Consider the following 13,376-nt stretch of genomic DNA (forward strand, 5'->3'; position numbering starts at 1 on the left):
ACAAATTCCTGATGCGCCAGTTTTTTATAATTTTTCTCATCAGCAGTAGTCTTTCAGCAGCAGCCCAGGGTACCTTATCCTTTCGCTCGCTCAATGAAGTCTTTGCCTATGCTGATGCGCATAGTGTCACATTCAAAAACGCCACCCAGCAGGTGCTGATGAATAAGTATCAAACCCTGGCTGCGAAACTGGATAAGTGGAAAATCAAGGGCGATGCGAACCTGACAAGCACTGACAATACTAAATTAGGTGTCACCTTTATACCTGCGGAAATTTTCGGTGGCCCTGCCGGTACTTACAGGCAGGTGACCTTTGGTCAGCAATACGTGACCGCCGCTACTTTCGCTCCCCAGATTGACATCCTCAATCCCTTTGCTATGGCGCAGGTAAGAACTGCCCGTGCCAGCGAACAGGTCACGAATGCCACTAACCTGCTGAATAAGAAAAGCCTCTATGAAAGTGTAGCAGCAGCTTATTATAATATACTCTCGTATCAATGGCAGATCAAAGTGACGAAGAATAGCCTTGATAATGCGGATACACTTACCACCATTATGGTGAACAAGCAACAGGAAGGTATAGCCCGCCAGCAGGATGTAAACAATGCAAAAGCCAATCAGTTGTCTATACAGGATAAACTGCAACAGCTGGAAGTAAACCTGGAAGAGCAGTACAGTAGCCTGAAACTACTCTGCGATATAGATCCGAATATACCCATCCGTATTGAGGAAGCCGCAGCTCCGGCTAATTTCGATGCCAGTCTTACTGCTACGGGCTACCTGACACAGTTACAATCCGAGTGGCAGATGAAATTCCAGGAAGCAGACCTCCGTGCCAATAAACGTTGGTTTATGCCAACGGTCATGCTCTTCAGCAGCCTGGGATGGCAGCAGAATACCAACAACCATCCTTTCGATGGCAGCAGATGGATCAATAGTAACTATGTAGGTGTAAAACTGGTCATCCCTATCTTCCCGGATGTGGGCAAGGTTGCTGCCGTGCGCTATGATCGTATCAATCTCGCTGTGGCAAAAAACAATTTTGAGCATGCAGCGCGCCAGGATAGTGTGAACAATCAGCAATTGCAGCTGGAGTACCAGAAGGCTTTCAAAAGTGCCCGTCTGGCAGGTGAAATAGCCGCTTTAAAGGAAGATTCTTACTACAAGAACCTGAATATCTATAAAGAAGGGATTCTCTCTGCTACTGACCTTTTTACCGCCTTTAACGACTGGCTGAATAACAGTCTGAATGCCGTGGCCCAACAGGCCGGCAGCGACTATGCAAAATCCAAGATCATGATTAATAATATTGTCAAATGAACATACAGCAAACTATTGGGATCCTCTCTGCATGCCTGATCTTCTCTGCCTGTGGTCAGAAAACCGCCCCTGTCAAACCGGAACGCAAAGATCTGACTGAAATGGTCTTTGCTTCTGGCGTGCTGGAAGCCGATGATCAGAATAACCTCACTGCACAAACAGATGGTTATCTTATCAAACTGGATTTTAAAGAAGGGGACCAGGTGAATGCCGGTCAGCTACTGGCTGTCATTGACAATAGCCAGAACATCATTAACGCGCAAAGTGCAGGCACCCTTCACAACATTGCAAGAGAAAATACCCTGCCTTCTGCACCTGCCCTGCAGCAAATCAGTGCAAACATCACTGCTGCCAAAGAAAAGCTGCGCCTGGATCAGTTGCAGGCCGACAGGTACAAGCGCCTGATGGAAAGCAACAGCGTATCTAAACTGGAATATGAAAATACCCAGTTGACCCTGGCTACCTCACAGGCTAACCTGAAAGCCCTGGAAGATCAGTATAACACCCAATTAGTTGCCGCCAGACAACAGGAAGTAACACAACGTTCCATGAGTGAAGTGAACCGGGTAATCAAAGAACAAAACCAGATCAAAGCAGTCATCAGCGGACAGATCTACGAAAAGAAGAAGCAACTGGGCGATTATGTACGTAAAGGCGATGTCATCGCTGTCATAGCCAATCCTCAACTGATCTACGCCCGCCTGAATGTGGATGAAACCAATATGGCAAGGGTAAAGGTAGGAGAGGAAGCCGTCATCCAGCTGAATACAAACAAAGAACATACTTATAAGGGCACTGTACATGAGATCCTGCCTTCTTTTGAATCTGCCAGTCAGTCTTTTATTGTAAAAGCATATTTCACAGATAGCCTTGATTTCAGGATTATAGGTACACAACTGGAAGCCAACATCATCGTTGGCGAAAAGAAAAATGCACTGGTGATACCGCGTAGCTTTCTATCTTATGGCAACAAGGTAACAATCAAAGGCAAGGGGCCTGTAGTCATTCAAACGGGTATCATATCCAATGACTGGGTAGAAGTGAAAGGGGGCCTGACAGAAAATGACGAACTGGTACCTGAAAAAAAATAAGTGATGAGATACCGTCATAATATCAATTCCGAAATCTCCATGACTTACATCGTCACCAAGAAAAAGCTGACCCTGGTGGCGGCATTGGGGGTGACGATCGGGATTGCCATTTACATCTTTATGAACTCGATGATGGTCGGCTTTGACAAGAAATCGACAGAGCTGGTATTCAGAAGTACAGCGCACATCAGGGTATATAAGGATGAGGTAATGAGCCTGCCCTTATTGCCGGCAAAAGGTAAAAATGTGCCAGTCATCATCAACCCAAGTGTAGTACCGGAAAGTGATAAGATTGTGGACCCGGAGAGAATTATCTCCCTGTTGCGGCAGCAACCGGATGTAACCCTGGTGACCCCGCAGGTGACTTCCAGCGTATTTTACAATAATGGCAAATCGCAGATCACAGGTAGCTCATACGGTGTGAGGATTGCCGAGGCTGATAAGATGTTCAATATTGCCGCTACGGTGGTAGAAGGCTCTCTCCAGGACCTGAAGAATACTCCCAATGGCATTCTGTTAGGGGTAGGGGTAGCGGCCAAAATGAGTGTACGGCCGGGGGATAATATCAGCATCACCTCTTCCCGGAATGTTACCAGGGTCATGAAGGTAGTCGGGCTCTTTCAGTCCAACAATTCCCAGATTGATAAGACGAAGTCATACATTAATATCAGTGCTGCCCAGCAACTCCAGCAGGAGGGGCCTGACTATGTAAGCGATATCAATATTTCCGTTACAAACCCGGACAATGCGCCCAATTATTCAGCGAAATTTTCTGACCTGACCGGGTACAAGGCGGAGGACTGGAAAGCGGCCAATGCCACGCTGGTAGCAGCTGGCAATATGCGCCGGATCATGATCACCGTGATTGCCCTGTCCATACTGCTGGTAGCCGGTTTTGGGATCTACAATATCCTGAATATGACTATCTCTCAGAAAATCAATGATATAGCCATTCTTAAAGCCATGGGCTTCAGGGGCCGCGATGTGGTCCGGATTTTTGTGCAGCAGGCAATGATTATAGGTATGATCGGGATCCTGCTCGGCGTAATATTGGCAGCACTGCTGGTTTTCCAGCTATCCAGGACCTATGTGGGCGGGGATATTGGTTATTTTCCTATTCGTTTTGAATGGTCTGTGTTCTTCAGGGGACTTCTATTCGGACTGATTGTTACCCTGGGTGCGGGGTATATTCCTGCAAAGAAGGCGGCAAACGTAGACCCGGTATCAATTTTCAGGCGGTAAAAATTACGACTATGCAAAGAGAGCTCATGCTGGAAGCGGAAAAGATCGGAAAGTATTTCTACGACCCGATAAAATTTAAAGTACTGAATGATATTTCTTTTAAAGTTTATAGAGGAGAATTTGTAACATTGGTGGGTAAATCAGGGAGTGGGAAATCCACTTTACTGTATATTTTGAGCACAATGGATACTGATTATGAGGGGAAACTGAATATCCATGGGCAGGTAACCACCGGGCAAAAACAGAACTCGCTGGCTGCCCTGCGGAATGAGAAGATTGGATTTGTATTTCAGTTCCATTATCTTTTACCCGAATTTAGCTGTCTGAAGAACGTAATGATCCCGGCATTGCGACTGGGAAAATATTCCAGGCAGGAAATAGAAGAGAGGGCTTACCAGAAACTGACCTTGTTGGGATTACAGGATCAGGCATTAAAGCCGGCCTCCAAACTATCCGGAGGTCAGCAACAAAGGGTCGCTATTGCCAGGGCCCTTATCAATGATCCCCTGATCATAATGGGAGATGAGCCGACAGGAAACCTTGATTCAAAGAATTCACAGATCGTATTTGATACATTTAAACAACTGGCGCACGAATATAACCAGACGATCATAGCAGTGACGCATGACAATGATTTCGCCGAACGCTCTGACCGTACAATTGAAATGCAGGATGGTGTAATTGTTTCTACCGCTAAAGAGTTTGGGAAATAGGAGCTGCAACAGGATGCCTTCTAAAAATAAAACCCGATAGGTGGTGCTGCCGGACGCGGTAGTACTGCCACAACAATGAGTATGAGTAAGTCTCTTATCATTGCCTGCTGCCTGTTATTGTCATGTTTGGGAGTGGTGGCGCAGGCAAAGTTTACTATCAGCGGAACCATCAGATCAAAGAAGACCGGGGAAACTATTATTGGTGCTACTGTGCACGTAGCGGGTCAATCTATCGGTACTGTCAGCAATGAGTACGGTTTTTATTCCCTCACCCTGCCCGAAGGTACCTATACCATAGAGTTCAGTACTGTGGGCCTGCAACCGGTGCAGAAACAGATTGTATTGACAGCCCCTATGACCAGGGATATTGCCCTGGACGATGCGGCGCAATCATTGAAATCTGTAACGATTACTGCGAATGCCAGGCAACGTAATCTAAGTACACCCCAGATGGGCATGGAACAGCTGACAACGAAGGAAATGAAGAATGTGCCTGTACTTCTGGGGGAAAAGGACGTATTGAAAACAATCCAGTTACTGCCAGGTATTAAATCTGCCGGCGATGGCAACAGTGGTTTCTATGTACGGGGTGGAGCGGCGGACCAGAACCTCATTTTGCTGGATGAAGCACCAGTGTATAATGCTTCCCATCTGTTCGGTTTCTTTTCTACATTCAATTCTGATGCCATCAAGGATTTGACGGTATACAAGGGAGGCATGCCCGCTCAATATGGTGGCAGGCTGTCTTCCGTTCTGGATATTAAGATGAATGACGGCAATAACCAGGATTATAATGTAAGTGGTGGTATCGGCCTGATCTCTTCCAAAGTAAATATTGAGGGCCCTTTGCAAAAGGATAAATCTTCTTTCCTTGTATCTGCCAGGAGAACCTATGTGGACCTCTTCCTGCGTTTATCAAATGACTCATCTATCAGGAATAACACCCTGTATTTTTATGACCTAAACGCCAAGCTGAATTATCAGCTGGGCAAGCGGGACCGCTTGTTTGCCTCCGGGTATTTTGGGGCGGACAATCTTGTAGTGGGTAATAACTTTGGGTTGAAATGGGGGAATGGAACGGGTACCCTCAGGTGGAACCATATCTTTAGCAGTAAGATGTTTTCAAACACTTCCCTGATCTTTAGTAATTACGATTATAAAATCAATGTGAAGAGTGGCGCAAACGATGTGAATATCTTCTCCCAGATCCGCGACTGGAACCTGAAGGAAGAATTACAGTATTATGTCAGCCAGCGGCATAACCTGCGTATTGGTTTCAACACTATTTATCATACCATGCGCCCGGGAGAAATCACTTCTTCCCAGTTATCTAATTTCAATTCATCGAAGTTGCAGCAGCGCTATTCATGGGAGAATGCAGTGTATGTATCAGATGTATGGAAAGCGACAGACAAACTGGACCTGTCTTATGGTGCCCGCCTCACCGCATTCAGTATCCTGGGTGCCGGTGACTTTTTTAATATAGATAAGGATGGGAATATCCTGGATACCCTGCATTATAAAAGTGGTGAGTTTGTGAAGACCTATATCAACCTTGAGCCCCGCCTCGCAGTGAGTTATAAACTCACAGGCATCTCCTCGGTAAAAGCTTCTTATGCCCGGAATGTGCAGAACCTGCACCTGATATCTAATAGTACATCGTCAAGTCCTACGGACCGCTGGGTAGCGAATACAAATATTATCAGGCCGGAAATCTCCGATCAGGTATCATTGGGCTATTATAAAAACATAGCAGGGAATAAATATGAGCTGACAGTAGAAACATACTATAAGACCATGCAGCACCAGATTGACTACAGGGATGGGGCAGATGTGCTGAATAATGATGCGATAGAAACACAATTGCTTTTTGGAAAAGGCCGTGCATATGGCATAGAGTGGTTGATGAAAAAGAAAGCAGGCAGATTTTCAGGTTGGGTAAGTTATACCTTATCAAAAACAGAAAGGAAGATAGATGGAATAAATGAAGGGAAATGGTATAATGCCCGCCAGGACAGGACCCATGATATAGCAGTAGTGGGCATGTACCAGTTGAATGAGAAATGGTCCCTGAGTGCAAGCTGGGTATATTATACAGGAGATGCTGTCACCTTTCCCAGTGGAAAATACATGATTAACAATACGGTGTATTATTACTATACAGAGCGGAATGGCTATCGCATGCCGGCTTATCATAGGCTGGATCTGGGGGCGACAAAGCAGTTGCGGAAAAGGGGCCGCTATTCATCAGAATTGTCATTTAGTTTGTATAATGCGTATGGCAGGGAAAATGCGTATACCATTACATTCAGGCAGAATAAGGATGACATGAATAAGACGGAGGCTGTAAGAACCTCACTGTTTAGGTTCGTACCTTCTATTTCATACAACTTTAAATTCTAATGTAAATGAAGCAGTTGTTGTATATCGTGATAATAATTTCCTGTTTTTGCGCCTGCCAGAAGGTGATAGATATTAATTTGAATACGGCGGACAAAAAGTATGTGGTGGAGGGCTATGTTACAGATGCTGTGAATGGCGTGAGGGTGAGCATTTCCCAGACGATGAATATTGATGATGAAAATTCCTTTGAAGGTATAAGTGGCGCGACGGTGAAAATTATAGCGGATGGTGCGACTGAATATGTATTGACCGAATCTTCCGCCAGTAAGGGAGTGTATACTACCACGGGTTTTAAAGGGATGATAGGGCATACTTATAGTATGTATGTGCAGGTAGGTACGGACACGTTCAGGGCGGAGTCTACGATGCCGCATGAGGTGTATTTTGATAGCCTGGCATTGCAGGACAGGGTTGTGTTTGGGAAAACGAGGAGAGTGCCGGCAGTGTATTATACGGATCCGGAGGGAAAGGGTAATTCATATCATTTTATAGAGTGGCGAAACAAGTTAAAGGAGGGGACGATTTTTGTAAGGAATGATGATAATACAGATGGAAGGAATTTGAGTATACAACTGGTATCGTTTAGTAGTGATAGTGATGACGACAGTAAGCAGATAAAGACAGGCGATACCATAAGTATAGAGATGCAATGTATAGATGCTGCGGTGTATAAGTACTGGTACAGCCTGGATGCAGGAGCTACCGGAGAGGGAGGGAGTGCTACGCCGGCCAATCCGGTGACGAATATAAAAGGGGGGGCATTAGGGTATTTTAGTGCACATAGTGTGCAGACAAGGACGATTATTGCGGATTAATAATAGTAGCCGTCACTAAAGTGACGGCATTAAATCAATAAATAACCCTAAAAACTACCATTTTTAACATGACTTTTATCATCCTCCCGTAATGTAGATTTAGTAGCTTTGACCCCGTAATAATTCATCGCGCCAATGAACGATTTTCTAGCAGCCAGATCACAAATGGCTTTATCGTTAGGTTTTCATATTGTCTTCTCCTGTATAGGCATGGTCATGCCATTTTTTATGGCCGTCGCTCACTTCCTTTATATCCGAACTGGCAATGATATCTATAAAAACATCACCCGTGCCTGGAGCAAGGGCGTAGCTATCTTTTTTGCTACCGGGGCGGTATCCGGCACTGTATTGTCATTTGAACTCGGTCTTCTGTGGCCTGAATTCATGAAGCATGCAGGACCTATCTTCGGGATGCCCTTTTCACTGGAAGGTACAGCCTTCTTCATCGAGGCAATCGCCCTGGGCTTCTTCCTTTATGGCTGGGGGCGCTTTAACCAGTGGTTCCACTGGATTACCGGTGTCGTAGTAGGTATCAGTGGTCTTGTATCCGGGATCCTGGTAGTAGCAGCCAATGCCTGGATGAACAGTCCTGCCGGATTTGATTTCGTGAACGGTCAATACCTGAATATAGATCCAATCAAAGCCATGTTCAACGATGCCTGGTTTTCCCAGGCCCTGCACATGTGTATTGCTGCATTTGCTGCTACGGGTTTTGCAGTAGCCGGCATTCATGCGCTCATGATCTTAAGAAGAAGGAACATCGCTTTTCATACTACTGCGTTCAGGATCCCAGCATTATTTGCCTGTATAGCAGCAGTATTACAGCCCCTGAGTGGGGATATCTCGGCAAAGGACGTAGCCCGCAGACAACCTGCAAAGCTGGCAGCCATGGAAGCACATTTTAAGACCGAAGCAGCGTCTCCTTTAGTCATAGGAGGGATCCCCGACCCGGTGGCAAAAGAAGTGAAATACGGGGTGGAAATACCCGGTTTACTGAGCTTCATGGTTTATAGTGATTTTCATACACCTGTGAAAGGTCTGGATCAGATCCCTGAAAATGACCAGCCACCGGTGGCCATCACCCATTATGCCTTCCAGATCATGGTCGGCCTGGGAATGATCATGCTGGGCATAGCACTCTGTTATTTCGTTGCCCTTATCAGGAAAAAGAGCTGGCTCCGGATGCCCTGGCTGCTAAGGTTATTCGTGATTGCCACGCCGATGGGATTCATTGCAGTGGAAGCCGGATGGACTGTAACGGAAGTAGGCCGGCAACCCTGGATTATCAATGGGGTAATGCGCACAGCGGATGCCGTGACACCAATGCCGGGCATCGCTTATTCTTTCTACATCTTTACAGCAGTGTATATATCATTGTCACTGATCGTGACATTCCTGTTGTACAGGCAGATCCGTATGGTACCTGAGATTTATGATATTCAAACTCCTTCATTATGATATTTGTAGTAATGGCTTATTTATGGGCTGCCATCCTGTTGTATATATTGTTAGGAGGAGCTGATTTCGGTGCAGGGATCATAGAACTGTTTACATCAGAAAAGAACAAGGCATATACCCGCAATACCATGTACCAGGCCATCGGGCCTATCTGGGAAGCCAACCATATGTGGCTGATCATTGCCATCGTGGTATTGTTTGTGGGATTTCCGGAAATCTATACGACTGTATCTACACATTTGCATATACCATTGGTCATAATGCTGTTTGGTATTATTGCCCGTGGTACCGCCTTTACTTTCCGGCACTATGATGCGGTGAAAGATAACATGCAAAAGGTGTATAACCGCATCTTTGTCTACTCCAGTTTCGTTACACCGTTCTTTTTGGGTGTAATAGCAGGCAGTGCGGTATCTGGCAGAATAGATCCGGATGCAAATGATTTTCTCAATGCATATGTCTATCCCTGGCTGAACTGGTTTTCAGTAACAGTCGGATTTTTCACCGTAGCGATCTGCGGTTACCTTGCTGCTATTTTCATCATAGGGGAAACGAATGACGACAACAGCCGTGTAAGATTTATCAGGAAGGCCAAGCAAATGAACCTGGCGGCAGCAGTATTCGGGGCATTGGTATTCTGGGCGGCACATGCAGAAGGTATTCCTTTGGATAAATGGATGTTTGATAATCCTATTGGTATCATTGCAATTATTGCGGCAGTAGTATCACTTGGAATGTTATGGTACCTGCTCCTGAAAAAGGGAAAAATAATAATCATCCGTGTGCTGGCCGGTTTTCAGGTAACGATGATCCTGTTGGCAATTACGATCCGGCATTATCCAAATATTGTGATCCTGAAAGGTGGCAGGTATTTGTCATTGCTGGAGCATGCCGGGCAGGAGAAAACGATTCATTCACTGGCCATGGCGTTATTATTGGGTAGCATATTGATTTTGCCGGCTTTATTTTATTTGTTGTATAGTTTCAGGAGGAGTGATGTGGCAGAACATTAAAAAGGAGAGGGGCTAATTCAACATTAGCCCCTCTCTCTTTTTTTATAAAATAACCGTTGCTTTAAAAAATTCAACAGAAAAACGCTTACAGGAACATACCACCACTTGCCTCTACACGCTGGGCATTTACCCATCTTGCTTCATCGCTGCACAGGAATGCTACCACAGCACCTATATCTTCTGCTACACCTGCTCTGCCCAGTGCTGTATTGGAAGCCACCATTTTATTCAGATCCGCATTGTCCCTCACTGCACCGCCACCGAAATCTGTCTGTATGGCACCCGGCGCAATCGTATTTACACGGATCCCCCTGCTGCCCAGTTCCTTCGCCTGGTAGCGGGTCAGTACCTCGATCGCACCTTTCATTGCTGCATAGGCAGAACTACCCGGAATAGAGAACCGTGCCAGCCCTGAAGATACATTGATGATTACACCTCCGTCAGCCAGCAATGGCAGCAATTTCTGTGTAAGGAAAAATGGACCTTTCAGATGTATATTCATAATCTCGTCAAATTGTGCTTCGGTAGTTTCTGCGAAGGTAGCATGCAATCCGATGCCTGCATTGTTGATCAGATAGTTGAATTGGGTCGCCTGAAAAGTATCTTTCAGTATTGCTGTAAATGAAGTGACAAAGGTATCAAAGGAGCCGACAATCCCGGTGTTCAATTGTAATACGGCTGCGCGCTGTCCTGCTTCCCGGATCTCAGCTGCTACCGCATCTGCTTCTGTTTTGTTACTGTTGTATGTAAGGATAACATCCACGCCCTTTTTAGCAAGGCTCAGCGCCATATCCTTCCCTAATCCACGGCCACCGCCGGTGATAAATGCAATCTTGTTACTAGCCATGATGTGTTCGATTTTTGTATACCAAAGGTATCAACAACCAGGCCGGCGAAAATGATCAATACTTCAGAATTTTATTTTTGCGGTATTGCAGCGGGGTTATTCCTGTCATATTTTTGAAGAAACGGTTGAAATTGGTCGGTTCCGGAAATCCTAACAGGTTGCCGATATCAGCTACGCTGAGTACAGTCTCGTCCAGCATTTTCTGTGCTTCCAGTACGATCCTGTCCTCCATGACCTCACAGGGAGAGGTATTTAAGGTCAGCTTAAGTGTATTGGTCAAATGTATGGGCGCTATATGCAGGCGCGATGCGAAGTCACTTGGTTTAAAACGGATTTCAGTCCGGCCATGTAGCAGGTCACTGACATGTTCATCCACCAGTTGCATAAACTGGCTGGTGATTTCATCCTTGCGCGATAGTATTTTTTCCGGGATAGGCATACTGCAAAGGTAAGGGCATTTTTTTCGTATATTTGATATTATGAAAGCAAGGATCAGTAAACTCGGACAGGCCTTTCTGCGTAATGGCAAAGCTGCCAGAGCACTGTCCGATGCCATCTTAGATAATCCCGGCGCACTCGCCAGCGGTGAACCGGTACAATTCAGGGTTGCCTATGTAAACGGGCAGAAAAAGACCATTGATTTTACTGCTACCGTACGCAAAGCAACAAAGAACCGACCATGAAATATGCTTTTCTTTTCCTGATTGCAGGAATTTTCTCCCTCCATACCTACGGCCAGCAAACTCAGCAAGCAGATCCTCCTATCAGTGATTTCCGCACCATTATTGGTCAGCAGGTACCCTCCTTTTCCTTTGAGATAGAAAAGGGCAAAAAAGCCAATATCAAAGATTATAAAGGTAAATACGTGCTGATTAACTTCTTTGCTACCTGGTGCCCTCCCTGCAACCAGGAATTACCACTGGCCCAGAAGCAGATCTGGGAAAAGCACAAAGACAATCCCAAATTTGCTTTTATCGTCTTTGGCAGGGAAGAGGGTTGGGAGAAACTGGATCCTTTTAAAGAGAAGAAGGGATTTACGTTTCCACTGTTGCCTGACCTGGACAGGAGTATCTTCTCTCTTTTTGCACCTAACGGTATTCCCAGAAATATCGTAATTGATCCTGCGGGTAAGATTATCTACCAGAGCTTCGGCTATGAAGAAGCGGAGTTCGAAAAGCTGGTAAAGCTCATAGATAGTAAATTATGACCGGTACTTATACCAGGATCCGGTATTGAACAACAATACATTTTCTCCTTCCTGAATCCATCCATCTGCAATGAGGTGCTGCATGCCTATATAGGTAGCAGAGCCTTCCGGAGATAAAAGCAAGCCTTCTGTAGTAGCAATACGCCGCATACCAAGTGTAATCTCTGTCTCCGTGACTGTCAGCGCAGTGCCATTGCTTTGCTGCAATACATCCATCATCAGGTCCTTGGCAAATGGTGTCGGCACCGCCAGTCCATAGGCAATAGAAGGTGAGGCACTGAAGTCCGCAGGAATCAGCCCTTGCTGAAATAACTGTACCATCGGGTCGCAGTTTGCCGACTGCACAATCACCATTCGCGGCAGCTTGCCTGTCAGCCAGCCCAGTTGCTTCATTTCTGCAAATGCTTTCCACATTCCAATCAGTCCTGTTCCACCGCCGGTAGGGTAGATGATCACATCCGGCAACTGCCAGTGCAGTTGTTCCGCTATTTCATAACCAATGGTTTTCTTGCCTTCCAGCCGGTAAGGTTCTTTCAGGGTAGACATATCAAAACCACCTGTTTGCGCTACCAGTTGCTGTGCACGCCGGCCACAGTCACTAATCAGGCCATCTACGAGCATGAGTTCTGCACCATACATCCGGCATTCCGTCTGTAAAGTGAGCGGTGTATGCCTGGGCATAATCACGGTTGCTTTCATGCCGGCTTTTGCACAATAAGCGCTGAGGGCACCGCCGGCATTACCGGCAGTAGGGATGATGCAATGGTGGATGCCGAGTTCCTTTGCCCTGGAGACTGCCACACTGATCCCCCTGGCCTTAAAGGAGCCGGTGGGGTTCACGCTTTCATCCTTCAGCCGGATGTTCACTTCGTGTTGCTGGCTGAGGGCAGGGAGGGTATAAAGTGGTGTGCCGCCTTCGCCCAGGCTAACAATGTTTTGGTCTTCAAAAACAGGTAAGAGCCGGCTGTATCGCCAGATGCTGTGGTCATTGAGATCTACTGCCTGGTGAAGGGGTTGATCCAGCCTGTAACGGGTAAAGAGCGGTTGATTACAGCAGGTAGCATAGGATTGTATATCTCCGATATTGTATAACCGGCCACAACGGGGGCACTGTAGAGCTGTGGCAAGCGAGGTGCTGTGTTGGGTTATATGCATAGACTTGATTGGGGGTGTGGGAAACAATGGTGTATCTTCCGGCTAAAGATATGATTTAGGGCTGCAAATTGACTGCCGTTGAAACAAAAGAGGAAGGCCTGAGCCTCCCTCTT

The 13,376-nt window shown here is 46.1% G+C and carries 13 protein-coding genes; 10 read left to right on the plus strand and 3 right to left on the minus strand.

All coding sequences use genetic code 11. The features are described from left to right. Positions 1-11: 11 nt before the first annotated feature. From DXN04_RS05365 to DXN04_RS05400, 8 genes are all read left to right on the plus strand, one after another. Positions 12-1,319: a TolC family protein gene (locus DXN04_RS05365; protein ID WP_116852248.1), complete on the plus strand. Its 1,308-nt coding sequence runs from the start codon at positions 12-14 to the stop codon at positions 1,317-1,319. After that, positions 1,316-2,410: an efflux RND transporter periplasmic adaptor subunit gene (locus DXN04_RS05370; RefSeq protein WP_116852249.1), complete on the plus strand. Its 1,095-nt coding sequence runs from the start codon at positions 1,316-1,318 to the stop codon at positions 2,408-2,410. The genes DXN04_RS05365 and DXN04_RS05370 overlap by 4 nt, the downstream gene beginning before the upstream one ends. Positions 2,411-2,413: 3 nt before the next feature. Further along, the gene (locus DXN04_RS05375; RefSeq protein WP_116852250.1) at positions 2,414-3,652 is read left to right on the plus strand and encodes an ABC transporter permease; all 1,239 of its coding nucleotides are present in this window, start codon (positions 2,414-2,416) and stop codon (positions 3,650-3,652) included. An 11-nt stretch (positions 3,653-3,663) separates the two neighbouring features. Continuing rightward, positions 3,664-4,365, plus strand: a complete 702-nt coding sequence (locus DXN04_RS05380) for an ABC transporter ATP-binding protein (RefSeq protein WP_116852251.1) — start codon at positions 3,664-3,666, stop codon at positions 4,363-4,365. Positions 4,366-4,446: 81 nt separating this feature from the next. Next, positions 4,447-6,768, plus strand: a complete 2,322-nt coding sequence (locus tag DXN04_RS05385) for a TonB-dependent receptor (RefSeq protein WP_116852252.1) — start codon at positions 4,447-4,449, stop codon at positions 6,766-6,768. Between the two features lie 5 nt (positions 6,769-6,773). Beyond that, positions 6,774-7,583: a DUF4249 family protein gene (locus tag DXN04_RS05390; protein WP_116852253.1), complete on the plus strand. Its 810-nt coding sequence runs from the start codon at positions 6,774-6,776 to the stop codon at positions 7,581-7,583. A gap of 135 nt (positions 7,584-7,718) precedes the next feature. Next, a complete protein-coding gene (locus DXN04_RS05395) occupies positions 7,719-9,041 on the plus strand; it encodes a cytochrome ubiquinol oxidase subunit I (RefSeq protein WP_116852254.1) in 1,323 nt (440 codons plus the stop codon). Further along, positions 9,038-10,054: a cytochrome d ubiquinol oxidase subunit II gene (locus DXN04_RS05400; RefSeq protein WP_116852255.1), complete on the plus strand. Its 1,017-nt coding sequence runs from the start codon at positions 9,038-9,040 to the stop codon at positions 10,052-10,054. Before DXN04_RS05395 ends, DXN04_RS05400 begins: the two co-directional genes overlap by 4 nt. A gap of 85 nt (positions 10,055-10,139) precedes the next feature. Here the strand turns inward: DXN04_RS05400 and DXN04_RS05405 are convergent, their stop codons facing one another. Continuing rightward, positions 10,140-10,901 (minus strand): SDR family NAD(P)-dependent oxidoreductase, encoded by a 762-nt coding sequence (locus DXN04_RS05405; RefSeq protein WP_116852256.1) that lies wholly within the window; start codon positions 10,899-10,901, stop codon positions 10,140-10,142. Between the two features lie 55 nt (positions 10,902-10,956). Beyond that, the gene (locus DXN04_RS05410; RefSeq protein WP_158568853.1) at positions 10,957-11,340 is read right to left on the minus strand and encodes a helix-turn-helix domain-containing protein; all 384 of its coding nucleotides are present in this window, start codon (positions 11,338-11,340) and stop codon (positions 10,957-10,959) included. Between the two features lie 40 nt (positions 11,341-11,380). Between DXN04_RS05410 and DXN04_RS34730 the strand changes: the two genes are divergently transcribed. After that, the gene (locus DXN04_RS34730; protein ID WP_158568855.1) at positions 11,381-11,584 is read left to right on the plus strand and encodes a hypothetical protein; all 204 of its coding nucleotides are present in this window, start codon (positions 11,381-11,383) and stop codon (positions 11,582-11,584) included. Further along, positions 11,581-12,108, plus strand: coding sequence for a TlpA family protein disulfide reductase (locus DXN04_RS05415; protein WP_116852258.1), 528 nt, complete (start codon positions 11,581-11,583; stop codon positions 12,106-12,108). The genes DXN04_RS34730 and DXN04_RS05415 overlap by 4 nt, the downstream gene beginning before the upstream one ends. On the opposite strand, the gene DXN04_RS05420 is transcribed toward DXN04_RS05415, so the two are convergent. After that, positions 12,103-13,263 (minus strand): threonine synthase, encoded by a 1,161-nt coding sequence (locus DXN04_RS05420; protein WP_116852259.1) that lies wholly within the window; start codon positions 13,261-13,263, stop codon positions 12,103-12,105. The two genes, DXN04_RS05415 and DXN04_RS05420, sit on opposite strands and share 6 nt — an antisense overlap. Positions 13,264-13,376: the final 113 nt, after the last annotated feature.

The sequence above is a fragment of the Chitinophaga silvisoli genome (genome assembly GCF_003412465.1).
GTDB lineage: Bacteria > Bacteroidota > Bacteroidia > Chitinophagales > Chitinophagaceae > Chitinophaga > Chitinophaga silvisoli.

Bases quoted from the DNA above. Each gene is read 5' to 3' on its own strand.
- DXN04_RS05365 (WP_116852248.1), top strand. From the start codon at position 12: ATGCGCCAGTTTTTTATAATTTTTCTCATCAGCAGTAGTCTTTCAGCA.
- DXN04_RS05370 (WP_116852249.1), top strand. From the start codon at position 1,316: ATGAACATACAGCAAACTATTGGGATCCTCTCTGCATGCCTGATCTTC.
- DXN04_RS05375 (WP_116852250.1), top strand. From the start codon at position 2,414: ATGAGATACCGTCATAATATCAATTCCGAAATCTCCATGACTTACATC.
- DXN04_RS05380 (WP_116852251.1), top strand. From the start codon at position 3,664: ATGCAAAGAGAGCTCATGCTGGAAGCGGAAAAGATCGGAAAGTATTTC.
- DXN04_RS05385 (WP_116852252.1), top strand. From the start codon at position 4,447: ATGAGTAAGTCTCTTATCATTGCCTGCTGCCTGTTATTGTCATGTTTG.
- DXN04_RS05390 (WP_116852253.1), top strand. From the start codon at position 6,774: ATGAAGCAGTTGTTGTATATCGTGATAATAATTTCCTGTTTTTGCGCC.
- DXN04_RS05395 (WP_116852254.1), top strand. From the start codon at position 7,719: ATGAACGATTTTCTAGCAGCCAGATCACAAATGGCTTTATCGTTAGGT.
- DXN04_RS05400 (WP_116852255.1), top strand. From the start codon at position 9,038: ATGATATTTGTAGTAATGGCTTATTTATGGGCTGCCATCCTGTTGTAT.
- DXN04_RS05405 (WP_116852256.1), bottom strand. From the start codon at position 10,901: ATGGCTAGTAACAAGATTGCATTTATCACCGGCGGTGGCCGTGGATTA.
- DXN04_RS05410 (WP_158568853.1), bottom strand. From the start codon at position 11,340: ATGCCTATCCCGGAAAAAATACTATCGCGCAAGGATGAAATCACCAGC.
- DXN04_RS34730 (WP_158568855.1), top strand. From the start codon at position 11,381: ATGAAAGCAAGGATCAGTAAACTCGGACAGGCCTTTCTGCGTAATGGC.
- DXN04_RS05415 (WP_116852258.1), top strand. From the start codon at position 11,581: ATGAAATATGCTTTTCTTTTCCTGATTGCAGGAATTTTCTCCCTCCAT.
- DXN04_RS05420 (WP_116852259.1), bottom strand. From the start codon at position 13,263: ATGCATATAACCCAACACAGCACCTCGCTTGCCACAGCTCTACAGTGC.